This window comes from Pelomonas parva (genome assembly GCF_043555835.1).
Lineage (GTDB): Bacteria > Pseudomonadota > Gammaproteobacteria > Burkholderiales > Burkholderiaceae_C > Pelomonas > Pelomonas parva.
Genome location: NZ_JBIGHV010000017.1, coordinates 1 through 15936, shown reverse-complemented (window position 1 = coordinate 15936; position 15936 = coordinate 1). Strand labels below are relative to the sequence as shown.

At 68.5% G+C, this 15936-nt stretch carries 13 protein-coding genes and 1 other RNA gene; 8 read left to right on the top strand and 6 right to left on the bottom strand.

Going from position 1 to position 15936, the window contains the following annotated elements; all coding sequences use genetic code 11:
- The first annotated feature begins 100 nt into the window (after nucleotides 1-100).
- Nucleotides 101-2503 carry an endo-1,4-beta-xylanase gene (locus ACG00Y_RS28360; protein WP_394484951.1) on the top strand — a complete coding sequence of 801 codons (2403 nt, stop codon included), beginning with the start codon at nucleotides 101-103 and terminating at the stop codon, nucleotides 2501-2503.
- Between the two features lie 19 nt (nucleotides 2504-2522).
- Nucleotides 2523-3089 (top strand): PEP-CTERM sorting domain-containing protein, encoded by a 567-nt coding sequence (locus tag ACG00Y_RS28355; RefSeq protein ID WP_394484948.1) that lies wholly within the window; start codon nucleotides 2523-2525, stop codon nucleotides 3087-3089.
- Here the strand turns inward: ACG00Y_RS28355 and ACG00Y_RS28350 are convergent.
- Together ACG00Y_RS28350 and rnpB are read right to left on the bottom strand one after the other, a co-directional pair.
- Nucleotides 3067-4275: a multidrug effflux MFS transporter gene (locus tag ACG00Y_RS28350; protein ID WP_394484946.1), complete on the bottom strand. Its 1209-nt coding sequence runs from the start codon at nucleotides 4273-4275 to the stop codon at nucleotides 3067-3069. The two genes, ACG00Y_RS28355 and ACG00Y_RS28350, sit on opposite strands and share 23 nt — an antisense overlap.
- A gap of 115 nt (nucleotides 4276-4390) precedes the next feature.
- An RNA gene (gene rnpB / locus ACG00Y_RS28345) (RNase P RNA component class A) lies at nucleotides 4391-4730 on the bottom strand.
- Nucleotides 4731-4769: 39 nt separating this feature from the next.
- On the opposite strand from rnpB, the gene cysK reads away from it, so the two are divergent.
- Nucleotides 4770-5687: a cysteine synthase A gene (cysK, locus tag ACG00Y_RS28340; protein ID WP_394484944.1), complete on the top strand. Its 918-nt coding sequence runs from the start codon at nucleotides 4770-4772 to the stop codon at nucleotides 5685-5687.
- 151 nt (nucleotides 5688-5838) lie between these two features.
- On the opposite strand, the gene ACG00Y_RS28335 is transcribed toward cysK, so the two are convergent.
- The 4 genes from ACG00Y_RS28335 to pyrC all read right to left on the bottom strand — a co-directional run bounded on the left by ACG00Y_RS28335 (nucleotide 5839) and on the right by pyrC (nucleotide 10164).
- Nucleotides 5839-6819 carry an FHA domain-containing protein gene (locus ACG00Y_RS28335; RefSeq protein WP_394484942.1) on the bottom strand — a complete coding sequence of 327 codons (981 nt, stop codon included), beginning with the start codon at nucleotides 6817-6819 and terminating at the stop codon, nucleotides 5839-5841.
- A complete protein-coding gene (locus ACG00Y_RS28330; protein ID WP_394484939.1) occupies nucleotides 6819-8186 on the bottom strand; it encodes a S1 family peptidase in 1368 nt (455 codons plus the stop codon). Before ACG00Y_RS28330 ends, ACG00Y_RS28335 begins: the two co-directional genes overlap by 1 nt.
- 68 nt (nucleotides 8187-8254) lie before the next feature.
- On the bottom strand, nucleotides 8255-9133 hold the full coding sequence (locus ACG00Y_RS28325; protein ID WP_394484936.1) for an NYN domain-containing protein: 879 nt from the start codon (nucleotides 9131-9133) through the stop codon (nucleotides 8255-8257).
- A complete protein-coding gene (gene pyrC, locus ACG00Y_RS28320) occupies nucleotides 9133-10164 on the bottom strand; it encodes a dihydroorotase (protein WP_394484934.1) in 1032 nt (343 codons plus the stop codon). The genes ACG00Y_RS28325 and pyrC overlap by 1 nt, the downstream gene beginning before the upstream one ends.
- Before the next feature lie 68 nt (nucleotides 10165-10232).
- Between pyrC and ACG00Y_RS28315 the strand changes: the two genes are divergently transcribed.
- The 5 genes from ACG00Y_RS28315 to ACG00Y_RS28295 all read left to right on the top strand — a co-directional run bounded on the left by ACG00Y_RS28315 (nucleotide 10233) and on the right by ACG00Y_RS28295 (nucleotide 15799).
- A complete protein-coding gene (locus tag ACG00Y_RS28315) occupies nucleotides 10233-11360 on the top strand; it encodes a hypothetical protein (protein ID WP_394484932.1) in 1128 nt (375 codons plus the stop codon).
- Nucleotides 11360-13000 carry a substrate-binding and vWA domain-containing protein gene (locus ACG00Y_RS28310; RefSeq protein WP_394484930.1) on the top strand — a complete coding sequence of 547 codons (1641 nt, stop codon included), beginning with the start codon at nucleotides 11360-11362 and terminating at the stop codon, nucleotides 12998-13000. Before ACG00Y_RS28315 ends, ACG00Y_RS28310 begins: the two co-directional genes overlap by 1 nt.
- A 16-nt stretch (nucleotides 13001-13016) precedes the next feature.
- Nucleotides 13017-13661, top strand: coding sequence for a hypothetical protein (locus ACG00Y_RS28305; protein WP_394484928.1), 645 nt, complete (start codon nucleotides 13017-13019; stop codon nucleotides 13659-13661).
- The gene (locus ACG00Y_RS28300) at nucleotides 13658-14866 is read left to right on the top strand and encodes a toxic anion resistance protein (RefSeq protein ID WP_394484925.1); all 1209 of its coding nucleotides are present in this window, start codon (nucleotides 13658-13660) and stop codon (nucleotides 14864-14866) included. The genes ACG00Y_RS28305 and ACG00Y_RS28300 overlap by 4 nt, the downstream gene beginning before the upstream one ends.
- A 75-nt stretch (nucleotides 14867-14941) precedes the next feature.
- Nucleotides 14942-15799, top strand: a complete 858-nt coding sequence (locus tag ACG00Y_RS28295; protein ID WP_394484923.1) for a DUF4394 domain-containing protein — start codon at nucleotides 14942-14944, stop codon at nucleotides 15797-15799.
- The last annotated feature ends 137 nt before the right edge of the window (nucleotides 15800-15936 follow it).

The following is a 15936-nucleotide window of genomic DNA, read 5'->3' as shown; positions in this document are numbered from 1 at the left end:
ACCCACAGATTGAATACATTGAATTGGTTGCGCTATCAATCACGCTGCAACCCGCTCGCCAGCTATCACGCAGGCAGCGAACGACAAAAAGGATGGAGACATGCTCGGCTTGATCAAGTCATGGCGCACCATGGGCGCGCTGCTTCTCGGACTTTGCGGCGCCCTCCCCGCCCAGGCCCAGGTGGTGCAGGCAACCTGGGAGGACGGCACGCTGCAGGGCTTCGGCCCGTTCGGTGGCGTGACGCTCACCAACAGCGCCGCCGTCGCCCGCACCGGTTCGCGCAGCCTGCTGACGACCGGGCGCACGGCCGGCTACATGGGCCCGAGCGTCAACCTCACCGGCAAGCTGGTGCCGGGCTCGTCCTACCAGATCACCGCCTGGGTGCGCCTGGCGGCCGGCACGCCGGCGACGCAGGTCAAGCTGTCCATGCAGCGCACGGCCGGTGGCACGACGAGCTACGACAGCGTCGGCTCCAGCACCGCCACCGGCGTCACCGACGGCGGCTGGACCCAGATCACCGGCCTCTATGCGCTGCCCGAGCCGGCACCCACCGGTCTCGTGCTCTACATCGAGTCGAGCAGCGAGACGGCGTCGTTCTACGTCGACGACGCCTCGGTCACGCTGGTCTCCGGCACGCCGGGCCTGCCGCCCAACACGACCGGGCTGTCGTCCAACTTCGAGAGCGGCACCCAGGGCTGGTTCGGCCGCGGCGCCACCGTCGCGACGACGTCCGAGAGCGCCCACGGCGGCAGCCAGGCGCTGCTGGCCACCGGCCGCGCTGGCACCTGGGCCGGCCCGGCCTATGACGTGACCAACGTGATGTTCAACGGCTCGACCTATCGGGTCACGGCGTGGGCGAAGCTGCCAGCCAGCGCCGGCGCGGCGACCTCACAGGTCAAGATCAGCCTGCAGCGCGACGCAGGCACCATCACCAGCTATCACACCGTCATCAACAACACGACGGTCGGCTCGTCGGCCTGGGTCCGGCTCTCCGGCACCTACCAGGTGGCCATGGCCAACACCCGGCTGACCTTCTACGTCGAGTCCGCCGACACCAACCCGCTGATGATCGACGACGTGCAGATCAGCTACGTGCCGCCGCCCAGCATCGAGACCAACATCCCCTCGGTGGCGCAGAGCCAGCTGGCCTATTTCCCGGTCGGCACCATCGGCTACAACGGCGGCATCACGGGCGTGCAGGGCGACCTGGTCGTCAAGCACTTCAACAGCCTGGTGTCCGAGAACAACATGAAGTGGGGCTCGCTGCAAGCCCAGCCCGGCGTGTTCACCTACGCCAATGCCGATGCCGAAGTCGCCTTCGCCAAGGCCAAGGGCCTGAAGCTGCGCGGCCACACGCTGGCCTGGCATGAGCAGATGCCGGCCTGGGTGTTCCAGGACGCCAACGGCCAGGCGCTGACGCCCTCGCCCGCGAGCAAAGCGCTGGTGCTGCAGCGCGAGGTGGAACACATCACCCAGGTGCTCAACCATTTCGCGCCGCACGTCGCCAGCTTCTACGCCTGGGACGTCGTCAACGAGGTCATCGACCCTGCGCAGGCCGACTGCATGCGCCGCAGCCCCTGGTACCTGCTGACCGGCACCGACTTCATCGACACCGCCTTCCGCACCGCCCGCGCGCTGCTGCCGGCCCAGGTCAAGCTCTACTACAACGACTACAGCACGACCGACGTGCCCAAGCTCGCCTGCCTGCACAAGCTGGTGGCCGGCATGAAGGCCCGCGGCGTGCCCATCGACGGCATCGGCCACCAGATGCACATCTCGCTGGCCTACCCGACGCCGGCGTCCGTCAACAACATGGTTCGCTCGCTGGCGACGGCCTTCCCCGGCATCTCGCAGCAGGTGACCGAGATGGACATCAAGGTCAGCGACAACGGCCCGTTCTACGCGAGCTACGAAGACATCCCGCCCGCCGTGCACGCCCAGCTCGGCTACGCCTGGCGCAACTACTTCAACACCTTCCGCCAGCTGGGCGGCCTGATCGACTCGGTCACCATCTGGGGCCAGGCGGACAACCACACCTGGCTGACCACCGGCTCGCGGGCCGAGGCGCCCGTGCTGTTCGATCAGTCCCTGAAGGCCAAGCCGGCCTACTGGGGCATCGTCGACCCGTCCAAGCTGCCCGGCGCCAGCCTGAGCGGCAGCATCGCCACCAAGGCCGGCACGCAGGCGGCACGCGTCTGGACCTTGAGCTTCAGCAACCCCGGCCCGGGCACCGCCCACGGCGTGCGGCTGGCGGGCTTCAAGCTGCGCCAGACCGGCGGCGCGGCGTGCACGCCGGTCGTCAAGACGGCCTTCCCGGTCAACCTCGGCGACATCGCCGCCGGCGCCACCGCCAGCACCGGCGTGACCATCGACTTCACCGGCTGCCCGGCCCTGGCCGCCTTCGCCGTCGACGCGCCCTTCAACGCCGCCAACGGCTGGCATGGCGACCCCGCCAAGGGTTCGCCGGCGCTGACCATCAGCCGCAGCAACCAGTTCCGCTGAACCTCATCCACGAGACATCATGAAAAAGACCCTGCAACTGCTCTGCGCGGCCACCGCCACGCTGCTCGCCACCGCCGCGCAAGCGGCAGTGCTGACCCTGTCGCCCGCCGTCATCAGCGCCCAGCCGGGCCAGACGGCCGGCTGGGGCTTCTCGCTGCTGAATGACGATGCAGACAACTACCTGCTCGTCACCGGCACCGACTTCACACTGGCGCCGCTTTCAGCCTTCGGCAGCTACGCCGACCTGCTGGGCCCGCGCGGCGTCATCACCTTGGCTCCGCTGGCCAGCCTGACGGAAAGCTACGACGCGCTGCTGGGCACGGGCATCGGCCAGCTCAGCTTCGCGCCATCGGCCGACGGCCGGCTGGATGGCGAGATCCAGCTGCACTACGCGCTGTCCTCGGTCGACCCGAACAGCCTCGACTTCGACCCGGAGCTGCACTTCGTCAGCTTCGACGCCAGCGTCGGCGCGCAGGCCAGTGCGCTGGCCGCAGCGGTGCCCGAACCCAGCACCTGGTCGCTGTTCGCCATTGCCGGGCTGCTGGCGCTGGCGCGCCGCAGGTTCAGCTCACGATCGAGCGCCTGACGCCGTACCAGGCCACCAGGCCCACGCCCATCAGCACGGCCGACGTGACGGCCAGGGCGACGGTGGAGTGCATGACCAGGGGCACCAGCAGGCCGGCGACGAGGCCATTCGCCGCCGAGCCTATGCAGGCCTGCAGCGACGAGGCCATGCCGCGCCGCTCCGGCACCTGGTCCAGCACGAGCAGGGTGACGACCGGCACCATTAGCGCCCAGCCGAACGAGAACAGGCCGATCATCGGCAGCGCCCACCAGGCGCTCAGCGGCGCGAACAGGTTCAGCGCCACGTTGACGATGGACACCGCCACCATGATGCGAAAGCCCCGCATGATCTGGCGCGGCGCCGACATCTTGCCCGCCAGCCGGCCGCTCAGTGCCGCGCCGGCCATGATGCCGCCGATGGTGCACAGGAAGAACCAGAAGAACTGCGTCGGCGCGAACTGCAAGTGCTCGCCCAGGAACACCGGCGTGGCCAGCACGTACAGGAACATGCCGTTGAACGGGATGCCACTGGCCAGCACCAGCATCATGAACTGACGGCTGCTGCACAGCCGCCAGTACTCGCGCATCAGCGCCGGCACGTTGAAGGGCTGCACCATGTCCGCGTGCAGCGTCTCCGGCAGCAGCCGCCAGTTGGCGATGAACAGCGCCGCACCGACGGCGGTCAGGAACCAGAAGATCGAGTGCCAGTCGGCATGCACGAACAGGAAGCCGCCGACGATGGGCGCGATGGCCGGCGCGACACCGAAGAACAGCGTCACCTGCGACATGACGCGCTGCGCATCCGCCGGCGGGAACATGTCGCGGATGATGGCCCGCGACACGACGATGCCCGCACCCGCCGACATGCCTTGCACGGCGCGCCAGAAAACCAGCTGGCCGATGGAGCCGGCCACCGCGCAGCCCAGGCTCGCCAGCGTGAACGCCGCCAGGCCGATGAGCACAACCGGGCGGCGGCCGAAGCAGTCCGACAGCGCGCCGTGGAACAGGTTCATGACGGCGAACCCGAACAGGTAGGCCGACAGCGTCTGCTGCATCTGCACCGGCGTCGCATCCAGCGCCGCCGCGATGCCCGAGAAGGCGGGCAGGTAGGTGTCGATGGAGAAGGGCCCGACCATGGCCAGGCAGGCCAGCAGCACGGACAGGGCCCAGCGGGGCGCGCGCCAGAGGCGGCTGGCTTCAGGATTCATCGGGGGGAGCGGTCGGGTAGACGAGCGGGCGCCACGGGTTGCGGCAGCGGGCCAGTGTATCGACGCGCTCATGCCGACCGCGTCGCGGGGTTGACGCCCACCGGGGTGGAAAAAAGTGTGAAGCAAGCCGATAGGCCGGATTCTGTGCACCGCCCTAACCTTTCGATCATGACGATGTGACCGCCATTCCTCTGGGCCGAGGCTCACGCCCCGGCTCGGTGCCACCTACCCGCCAGCTCTGCGAGCCGCATCAACGCTGGCCTACTTGGTGTTGCTGCGCGTAGAGATTGCCCGTTTCACCCAAGGCGGGCCGAAGCCCGCCTTGACTCGTCTCTGTTGCTCTGATCCTCGGCTTTCGCCGGGCAGCCGTTAGCTGCTACGCCGCTCTATGCAGTCCGGACCTTCCTCCAGGGCCATGTTTCCATGCTTGCCCCAGCGGCGGTCTGGCTTGCTTCACACTTGCGATTATCCCCGCGTCCAACAGGAGACCCCCGATGAAAGCCAGCAGCATCCTCGACACCATCGGCAACACGCCCCACATCCGCCTGCAACGCCTGTTCCCCGGCGCCGAGGTCTGGGTCAAGTCCGAGCGCAGCAACCCTGGCGGCTCGATCAAGGACCGCATCGCGCTGGCCATGATCGAGGACGCCGAGGCGCAAGGCCTGCTCAAGCCCGGCGGCACCATCATCGAGCCGACCTCGGGCAACACCGGCGTGGGCCTGGCCATGGTGGCGGCGGTCAAGGGCTACAAACTCATCCTCGTCATGCCAGACAGCATGAGCATCGAGCGCCGCCGGCTGATGTTGGCCTTTGGCGCGTCATTCGACCTGACGCCGCGTGAGAAAGGCATGAAGGGCGCCATCGCCCGCGCCAAGGAATTGCTGGAGCTACACCCGGGCTCGTGGATGCCGCAGCAGTTCGAGAACGCGGCCAACCCGGCCGTGCATGCGAAGACGACGGCGCAGGAGATCCTGCGCGACTTCCCCGACGGCCTGGATGCGCTGATCACCGGCGTCGGCACCGGTGGCCACATCACCGGCTGCGCCCAGGTGCTGAAGGCGGCCTGGCCGCAGCTCAAGGTCTATGCGGTGGAGCCCAGCGCCTCGCCGGTCATCAGCGGCGGCCAGCCCAGCCCGCACCCGATCCAGGGCATCGGCGCGGGCTTCATCCCGGCCGTGCTGGACACGGCGCTGCTGGACGGCGTCATCCAGGTCGAGGCCGAGGCGGCGCGCGAGTACGCCCGGCGCAGCGCCCGCGAGGAGGGCTTGCTGATCGGCATCTCCAGCGGCGCGACGCTGGCCGCCATCGCGCAGAAGCTGCCCGAGCTGACGCCCGGTGCGCGCGTGCTGGGCTTCAACTACGACACTGGGGAACGCTACCTGTCGGTCGACGGCTTCCTGCCGCAGGCCTAGGAGAAGGTGAGCCCCTCGCCCGGTCTCGCCTCGCTGCACGCGGGCAGCCCGGGCGGTCCCCCATGGGGACGGCGATGCCTGCCGGATTGACCGGCAGGCATCGGCTGACGGGCGGGCTTGGGGCGGCCCGGCGCTCGGCCCGAAAGCCGGTTCACTCGTCGCCGTCCAGGTCCTCGTTGTCCTTGCGCGCCTGCCGCGCCAGCTCGGCTTGCAGCGGCTTCAGCGACTCGATGAGCGCCTCGGCCGGCTGTGGCTTGGCGACGCGCAGCGCCGGGGGCGGCAGGCTGGCCAGGTAGGGCGGGCCGAACACGTACTGCTGCTCCTGGCGCTTGCCCACCTGCAGGCCCAGACCCAGCAGCAGCAGCGCGGTGATGCCGATGTTAAGTGTGCGCCGCGCGCCCGGCCAGACGAGGCGGGCATGCCAGGCCACCAGCGCCGCGCCGGCCACTGGCTCGGCCAGCGATTCCAGCACCAACAGCCGCGGCCATGAGAAGGCATAGGCAACGGCGGGCAGCAGCCATTCCAGCACCTGCAGCGCGACGATGACCAGCAGCACCCGGCGCAGATGCGTCGCAAACGGGAAGCGGTGCTGGAAGAGCTGGCTGGCCAGCGACCACAGCCCGGCCCAGCCGAGCACCAGGGCCAGCGGCGCCAGCAGCGGCGAGGCGTAGTCGATCCAGCGCGCATCCGGGTCGGAGGCGCTCCAGCGGTCCAGCCACTGGAAGAACAGCATGCTCAGCAACAGCAGCGGCAGCAGCGCCCAGTGGCGCGTGGGTTGCACGATGAGCAGTTGCTCAGGCGCGAGCACGTCGGCGCTGGTGCGCAGCCGCAGCGCGCAGCCGGCGAGCTGGAAGGCGCCACCAGCGGGAAGCGCGGCCTCATCACCGGCCGCCAGGCGCTTGCCGGCGATGCTGCCGCCGTTGCGGCTGTCCAGCAGCTTCAGCCGCACGGCGCCATCGGGCGCGAGCTGCAACTCCGCATGCTCGGCGGCGAGGTGGGCGTCGTCCAGCACGATGTCGCAGGCCGGCGAGCGACCGATGCGCGCGGGCCATTGCGTCACGCGCTGCACGACGGCCACGCGGCCGTCGCGGCCCAGCAGTTCGACAACGGCCGCCACGGGCGCCACAGGCATCACTTGGCTTTCGTGCTCGTCCACGCGAAGCCCTCCAGGTAATGCGCCGCGAGCTTGAGCGCGTTGTCAAAGCTGACGCCACGGGCGTCGAAGCGGCCTAAAGCGCCTTGCGTGGCCGCATCCACCGTCGTCACGAGGATGCTGACATCGTGCAAGCCCTCCAGCTTGCGGTAGGCACGCAGGCAGACCACCGCGCGCAGCGGCAGGCCGGCGCGGTCGACGAACTGCTCCTTGCAATGGGGCGCTGTGCGGGATTTGTCCGAGCTGCCCAGGCGCTCGTTGCGAAAGCTCCCCGAGTACTGGCGCGCAAAGCGCAGCGCGCCGAGCTTCTCGCCGTCATAGGCCTCGTGCGACATGTCCAGCCAGCCGGTCTGCAGGTTGCCGCCGACGAAGATCGCGTGGTCCATGCGGCACTGCGAGCGCTCGAAGTCCAGGCCCTTGGTGTCGGCAGCCGTGCTGCGGCCCCAGCAGCGCATGAAGTCCTGCTTGGGCACCGGCAGGCGGTAGCGCGCGTGGTTGGCGCTCTCCCAGGGCTGGGCGACGAAGCGGGTGACCAGCTCATCCTGGTACTTGGTGAGCTGGTCGCGCAGCCGGCTCCAGGCCGCCGTGCGGATGGGCTTGGCCGCCAAGCTGCGCTGCACCAGTGCCGCCGCGAACTCGCCCGGCACCAGGAAGCTGACCTGCTGGGCGAACAGCATCGTCGACACATTGACGCCGACGACGAAGCCGTCCTCGTCCAGCACCGGCCCGCCGCTCATGCCGGGGTTGATGCCGCCGGCGTAGTAGATGAGCGGGTCGAAGCTGCGCTCGACCAGGCCGTTGTAATTGCCCTCGACGACGGCGAAGGCGACGTCGTGCGGGTTGCCCATGGAGTAGATGCGCTCGCCCTTGGCCAGCGGCTGGGTCTGCGGCCGGAAGGCCAGCGCGCCACGGCCTTTGAGGCCAGCGCCCTTGCCGTCGTCGACCGCACGCAGCAGCGCCAGGTCGCGTCGGGCGTCGAAGTCCAGCAGTTCCAGCGCGCCACCCTGGCCGTCGGTGGTCGCGTAGCGCAGCCGGTAGCTGTCGGGCTCCAGCGCGAACTGGCTGATGACGTGGTAATTGGTGACGACGTGGCCGTCGTCGCTGACGAGGAAGCCCGAGCCGACCGAGGCCTGGCTGTCCTGCGTCTTCAGCAGCGTGCGGATCTGCAGCAGCTGGCCCTTGCTGCGCTCGTACAGGCGCCGGGCGCTGGCGGACACGACGGGCGCAGCGCCGGCTTGCGCGGCGGGCGCTGAAGCGGGCGCAGAAGGCGGCGGCGACTGCGCGGCGGCGCCAAGAGCCAGGCCGGCGAAAGCCAGGCCCAGCAAGGTTCTCAGACAGGACTTCATCGGCAAACTACCCCTCCCAAGGCGGGGCCCATGCTAGCGCGGGATGCAGTGCGCGCCGGCCGGGCCCCTCAGCCGTGACCGAAGCGCACCTGATTGGGCGTCTTCTCGGGCTGCAGCTGGAAGGCCTTGGGGTGCTTGCGGAACAGCTTGGTCGACGGCGCCGTCTTGGGCAGCAGGCCGGCCTCCTTCAACGCCTTGGCGGCCGCGCCGAGGTCGTGCCACTGACCATCGGCGAGTTTGGGCAGCAGCGCCAGGATGGCGTTGATCTCCCGGGCGGCGGCGACGTTGGCATCAACCGGCGCCGGGGCAGGCGCGGGCTTGGCCACCGGCGCTGCGGCGGCCTTGGGCGCTGGCGCGGCCACCGGCTTGGCTGCGGGCAAAGGCAAAGGCACAGGTGCGGGTGTCGGTGCAGGTGTTGGCGTTGGCTTGGCCTGCGGCGCCTGGGCCTTCACCGGCGCGGCCTTCTTGGCGGCAGGCCGGCGGGCTGCGGCCTTGCGCGCCGGCTCACGCTTGGGCGAAGACGACTTGCCGCTGTCATGGGCCAGCTCGTTGAACTGGTCATAGATCTGGATGACGCCCTCGCCCGTCTTGCCATGCTGGCCAAAGCCGCGCAGCCAGGCACCCTTCTCGCGCAGCCGCAACACCAGCGGCGCGAAGTCGCTGTCGGACGACACCAGCACGATGACGTCGGGCTTCTCGCTGACCGCCAGATCCATCGCGTCGACGGCCATGGCGATGTCGGTCGAGTTCTTGCCGATGGCCAGGTTGACGATGGCGCGAAGGCCCAGGCGCTTGAGGAAGCCCTGGTGGTTCTGCGCCTGCTCGGCATTGCAATAGGCGCGGCGGATGTGGACGGCCTCGTAGTCCTTGAAGCACATCTGCAAGGCCTGCTCGATGACGTCGGTGGCGACGTTGTCGAAGTCGACGAGAAAAGCGACCTTCTTCATCAGATGAGTTTCCAGTTCAGGGTTTCGCCGCCGCGCAAGGGCTTGAGTTGCGCCTCGCCGAACGGCACGGCGCTGGGCAGTGTCCACGGTTCGCGCTTGAGCGTGACGGTGCCAGTGTTGCGCGGCAGGCCATAGAAATCGGGGCCGTGGTGGCCGGCGAAGGCGTCGAGCTTGTCGAGCGCGCCGATGCCCTCGAAGGCTTCGGCATACAGCTCCAGCGCCGAGATGGCCGTGAAGCAGCCGGCGCCGCAGACCGAGTTCTCCTTCAGCTGGGCCGCATGCGGCGCGCTGTCGGTGCCGAGGAAGAACTTCGCGCTGCCCGAGGCGGCAGCCTTCAGCAGCGCCTGGCGATGCTCCTCGCGCTTGAGCACCGGCAGGCAGTAATAGTGCGGGCGCAGGCCGCCGGTGAAGATGGCGTTGCGGTTGTAGAGCAGGTGCTGCGGCGTGATGGTGGCGGCGGTGAAGCGGTCGCTGTCGGTCACGTACTGCGCGGCTTCCTTGGTCGTGATGTGCTCGAAGACGACCTTCAGCTCGGGCATGGCGGCGCGCAGCGGTGTCATGACGCGGTCGACGAAGACGGCTTCGCGGTCGAACACGTCAATGTCGGCATCCGTCACCTCGCCGTGCACGAGGAACAGCAGGCCTTCGCGCTGCATGGCTTCCAGCGTCGCGTAGGTCTTGCGGATGTCGGTGACGCCGGCATCGCTGTTGGTCGTGGCGCCAGCCGGGTAGAGCTTGAGGGCCACGACGCCCGCGTCCTTGGCGCGCTTGATCTCATCTGGCGGTGTGTTGTCCGTCAGGTACATCGTCATCAGCGGCTCAAAGTCCAGGCCCTCGGGCAACGCAGCCAGGATGCGCTCGCGGTAGGCCACGGCCTGCGCCGCGGTCGTGACCGGCGGGCGCAGATTGGGCATGACGATGGCGCGGGCGAACTGGCGCGCGGTGTAGGGCAGCACGCTGGCAAGCGCCACATCGTCGCGCAGGTGCAAGTGCCAGTCGTCAGGGCGGGTGAGGGTAAGGATGTCACTCATGGCCGGTGATTGTCGTCGCCGGAAAGATGCACACTCCGCTCCTGATCGAAAGGAGCCTGCTTCCCCCCATGAACAACGCGAAACGCCTGATCGGCACCCTGGTCCTGCTGGCCGTGTTCGGCGGCGCCCTCTTCTTTGCGCTGCGCAACAACGAGGAGACCCGGCTGATCGCTCAGGAGCAGGCGGCCATCGCCACGGCCGAGCCGCTGAAGGGCTTCATCACGGTGGAGATGGAGCCTCTGTTCAAGGACGAGCGCGTCATCAAGGCGCTGGCCGGCGCCAAGCTGCCGGTGCAGGTGGCCCGCGTGGGCAGCCGCGACATGGCGACCAAGGTCGGCGGCGCGGACCAGCCGGACTTCTTCATCGCCAGCGGTGTCGTCGCGGCCAACATGATTGCCGACGCCGCCCGCAAGGCCGGCAAGTCGGCCACGCAGACCTCGCCCTTCCACACGCCGCTGGTCGTCGCCTCGTGGGAGCCGGTCGCCAAGATCCTGGCGGCCAACGGCATGGCCCGGTCGATCGGCCCCAAGATCTACGGCCTGGACATGGAGAAGCTGACGCAGGCCATGCTCGCCAAGCAGCGCTGGCGCGACCTGAAGGCCAGCGGCGACTATGCGGTGTCGCGCAGCGTGCTGGTGAGCACGACGGACATCCGCCGCAGCAACTCGGCGGCCATGTACCTGGCGCTGACGTCGGCGGCGCTCAACGGCGACGTGGTCGCCGACCGCACGGCGGGGCAGAAGTACGCGGTGCAGCTGGCCGAGCTGTTCAAGCGCCAGGGCTTTCAGGAGAACTACGTCAACGGCGCCTTCGACGACTACCTGGCCATCGGCATGGGCAAGACCCCGCTGGCCTTCATCTACGAGAGCCAGATGCTGTCGCAGGCGCAGAAGGGCGGCGGCATCAAGCCGGAGATGGTGTTGATGTATCCGCAGCCCACCATTGTCAACAAGCTGGTGCTGGTGACGATGAGCGAGCGCGCCAAGCAACTGGCCGAGTTGCTGGTGGCCAACAAGACGCTGCAGGCCGTGGCGCTGGAACATGGCTTTCGCACCGGCGACACGGCCGCCTTCGCCGCCACCGCCGAGAAGGCCGGCCTGGCCGTGGACCAGCGCCTGAACCAGGTCATCGACCCGCCGGGGTTCGACCTGATGTTTGAAATGATCGACATCGTCAGCCGGGAGATGAACCAGTGATGCGTCGCACCCTTTGCCTGTTGAGCCTGTGCCTGCTGGCCGCCTGCGGCAAGAAGGAAGAGTCCCCCGCGCCCGCAGCGCAAGCGCCCGCCGCCACCGGCGCCGCGCTGGAAGTGCTGGCCACCAGCGACCTCAAGGACATCGAGCCGCTGGCCGCGCAGATCAAGGCCGCCACCGGCGTGGACGTGAAGTTCCGCTTCGGCGGCACGATGGAGAGCACGCAGGAGGTGCTGACCGGGTCGCAGGCCGACGTGGCCTGGTTTGCGAACGCCAAGTACCTGCTCAGCGACGCCGCCGGCCAGGGCAAGGTGAAGGTGCAGGAAAAGATCATGCTGTCGCCCATCGCCGTGGGCGTCAGCAAGAGCGACGCGGCCAGGAACGGCTGGGACAGCCCGGACGCCAAGCTGACCTGGGCCGACATCGCCCGCGCGGCCAAGGCCGGCAAGCTGCAGTACGCGCTGTCCAACCCGGCCACCAGCAACCAGGGCTTCATGGCGCTGCTGGGCGTCGTCGCCGCAGCCGGCGGCAAGGGCGAGGCGCTCAGCGCCGCCGACGTGGACCGCGGCGCGATTGCCGACTTCCTGAAGGGCTACAAGATCGTGGGCGACAACTCGACCTATCTGGCCGAGCAGTTCATCAAGCAGCAAGGCACGCGGGCGAATGCCTTCATCAACTACGAGAGCTGGCTGCTGAGCCTGAACGCCAGCGGCAAGCTGCGCGAGCCGCTGCACCTGATCTATCCGTTCGAGGGCGTGTCGACGGCCGACTACCCTTTCATGCTGCTGAACGACGCGCGCCGCGCCGACTACCTGAAGGTGGTCGACTACCTGAAGGGCGACGCCGCCCAGCTGTGGCTGGCGCGCCAGACGCTGCGCCGGCCGATGCGCGCGGAGGTGGCGGCGCAGGTGGCCGACATCCTGCCGGCGCGCGGCTTCCAGGTGGAGCTGCCGTTCTCGCCCGACCGGCAACTGGCCGACGGCCTCATCGACGCCTACCTGAACGAGTTCCGCAAGCCCATCGCCTCCACCTTCGTGCTGGACACCAGCGGCAGCATGCAGGGCAAGCGGCGCGAGCAGCTGGTCGAGGCCATCCACTACCTGGCCGGCGCCGACCATTCGCTGACCGGCCGCGTCGCCAAGCTGACCAACCGCGAGCGGCTGTGGTTCCTGCCCTTCAGCGGCTCGCCGCAGGCGCTGGTGCCGTTCGAGATCCCGGCTGGCAGCAAGGTCAGCAAAGGCGTGACGCCGCAGGTGGACACCGAGGCCAAGCTGGCCGAACTCAAGCGCGTGCGCGACGCGGCCGACGCGCTGCGCATGGCCGGCGGCACGGCGCTGTACGACGCGGTGCTGGCCGGGCTGGAGCACATGCTGGAGGAGCGCAAGCGCAACCCCGACTACCAGTACTCCGTCGTCGCCTTCACCGACGGCAAGAACACCGCCGGCCGCAAGCTGGAGGACTTCAAGCGCGCCTACGAGCAGCTGCCCGAGGACGTGCGCGGCATCCCCGTCTTCCTGGTGCTGTTCGGCGAGGCGGCCGAGGCCGACCTGAAGGAGCTGGCGAACATCACCGGCGGCAAGGTGTTCGATGCGCGCAAGACGCCGCTGTATGCGGTGTTCAAGGACATACGGGCCTACCAGTGAGCAACGAATGACTGGCTTGTTTCGATGGTTGAACGCACCGGCCAACTGGTGCGGACTGCTGGCGGCGACCGGCGTGCTGGTGCTGAAGGCGCTGGGTTTTCTCGGCGGCTGGGCGCTGGGCCTGGCCGCACTGGGCTACGGCGTGGGCCTGGTGGCCGGCGCGCTGTGGTGGGGCTGGCCCACGACGAAAGAGGACGCCTGGGAGGCGCTGCACTTCAAGGACGAAGGCGATGCCCGCGAGGCCATGGGCCGGGCGCTCAGCGGCGTGCGCCGGCTAACCGAGCACAACCCCGGGCAGCGCATCCCGTTCGCTTTGGCCCAGCGCATCCAGAAGCTGTGCGTGCGCCTTGAGGGCCTGCTCGATCAGTGGGAGCGCAGCAAGGGCCAATTGAGCCTGCAGGAGACCTTCCACGCACGCCACATCGCCATCAGCTACCTGCCGCAGGCACTCAACACTTACCTCAGCATCCCGCAGCAGTTCGCCACCACCAAGCTGCTGGCCAACGGCAAAACGGCGCAGACCACGTTCGAGGGCGTGCTGGCCGAGCTGGAGACCAAGGTGGACCAGCTCGGTGACGACCTCGCCTCGCAGGACGCCCAGGCCTTCCTGCGCCACAGTGAATTCCTGAAGCAAAAGTTCGGCAGCAAGGACATCGCATGAACACGACCACGACCACGACCGCTACCCCCACGTTCACGCTGACACCGCCCGAGGTCATCACGCCCGTGCAGCCGGTGCAGGCCGTCGAGGCCGTGCCGCTGAAGGCCGGCGTGGCCGACAAGGTGGACGAGCAGGTGCGCCGCTTCATCGACGCGCTGGAGAAGGAAGACCTGCACAGCGAGCCCTTCAAGGCCAAGCTGGACAGCGCCTTCCAGCTCGGTCGCCAGGAGATCAGCATCGCCGCCGGCCTGATGCAGGGCAGCCTGATGCAGCGCAACTTCGTCGGCGCGACGGACACGTCGGCCTACAAGGCCATCGCCGCCATCCGCGGCCAGCTTGATGAGCTGAACCCCGGCAAGGACGGCGACCTGCTGCAGCCGCGCAAGCTCCTCGGGCTGATCCCGTTCGGCAACAAGCTGGAGGCCTACTTCCGCAAGTTCGAGTCCGCCAGCTCGCAACTGCAGACGGCCATGACGCAGCTCTACGCCGCCAAGGACGACATCCAGAAGGATGTCATCGACATCGAGGCCACGCGCGGCAAGCTGTGGGAAGCCATGCAGGCGCTGGCCGCCGCCGCCCGCTTCGCGCGCACACTGGACACCCGGCTGGACGAGCGCGTGCAGCAGCTCAAGGCGACCGACCCGCTGAAAGCCAAGGCGCTGGAGCAGGAGGTGCTGTTCTACGCGCGCCAGAACCTGGCCGACATTCAGACCCAGCAGGCCGTCTGCGTCAACGGCTACCTGGCGCTGGACGTGCTGAAGAAGACCGGCCGCGAAATGATGATCGGCTGCGACCGCGTCGCCACCACCGGCATGAGCGCGCTGGCCGTGGCCCAGACCGTGGCCCGAGCCACCGGCAACCAGATCGAGGTAATGAAGATGCTGCAAGGTGTCAACACCACCATCGGCGACCTCATCAACCAGACCGGCACGGCGCTGAATCAGCACGTCGATGCGACGGCGGAGTTCTCGGCCAACCCCATGCTGGGCATCCAGCAGATCCAGTCCATGTTCGACCAAACCTTCCAGGCCATGGATGCGATGGACAACTTCCGCAGCAAGGCCATCGAGACGATGGGCACCAACAACAAGCTCATCCAGGAGCAGCTGGCGCGCTCCGAGACTTATCTCGACCGCGTGCGGCAGCAGCAGGCCAAGGAGGCCATGTCGGGGTCGGCGGCCATCGACGGGCCGGTCAAGCTCTGAAGCCCTGTGGGGGCATTGCGTCCATGAGCTGCGGCGGGCGCGTATAAACCGCTCGCCCACAATTCTGGAGATGCCATGACCCGCCATGCCCTTGCGTTAGCACTGACCGCCCTGCTGGCTGCCTGCGCCACGGAGCCCGTCGGCCCGCCGGCCAAGGAGATGATCTACGCGGTGACCGCAACCAACCAGCTCATCCAGTTCAACGCCGGCCAGCCACAGACGACGCTGTCCACCAAGGCGCTGACCGGGCTGGCCGCCGGCGACACGCTGCTGGGCATCGACTACCGCGTCGCCAAGGGCCAGCTGTTCGGCCTGGGCGCCAGCGGCCAGCTCTACCGCATCGACACCAAGACCGGCGCGGCCAGCGCCATCGGCACACCCGTCGGCCTGCCCGTCGGCGCCACCGAGTGGGGCTTCGACTTCAACCCGACGGTGGACCGCATCCGCGTCGTCAACGATGCCGGCTTCAACTTCCGCATCCACCCCGACACCGGCGCCATCGTCGACGCCGACCCCAACCTGCCGGGCCTGCAGATGGACGGCCGGCTGGTGTTCGACGCGGCGGACGCGGGTGCCAGCAAGGCGGCCGCCGTCGTCGCGGCCGGCTACACCTACAACAAGGACAACGAGAAGATCACGACCAACTACGCGCTGGATGGCCGCCAGGGCGTGCTGGTGCACCAGGGCAGCAAGGAGGGCGTGCAGCCCATGGTGTCGCCCAACACGGGCAAGCTGTTCACGGTGGGCTCGCTGGGCATCGGCCCCTTCGAGCGCGCGACGCTGGACATCTCGGACGTGTCCAACGCGGCCTATTCGGCGGTGACGACGGCGGGCAAGTCGGTCTGGTATCGCATCGACCTGGCCACCGGCAAGGCGTCGCGCATCGGCACGATTGCCGCCGGGCCCGTTGTGGGTGCGGCCATCGAGCCCTGAGCACGCTGCCCTGAAGTGAAACACTCAACCTCAAGCCGGAATGGCCTCGACCTTGTAGCCGATCTGCTGAAGGCGGCGAATGAGTCGATTGGCAGTCTTGGTCATGTCGGCGCGATCAAAGTGAGCCGCGCCGAGGT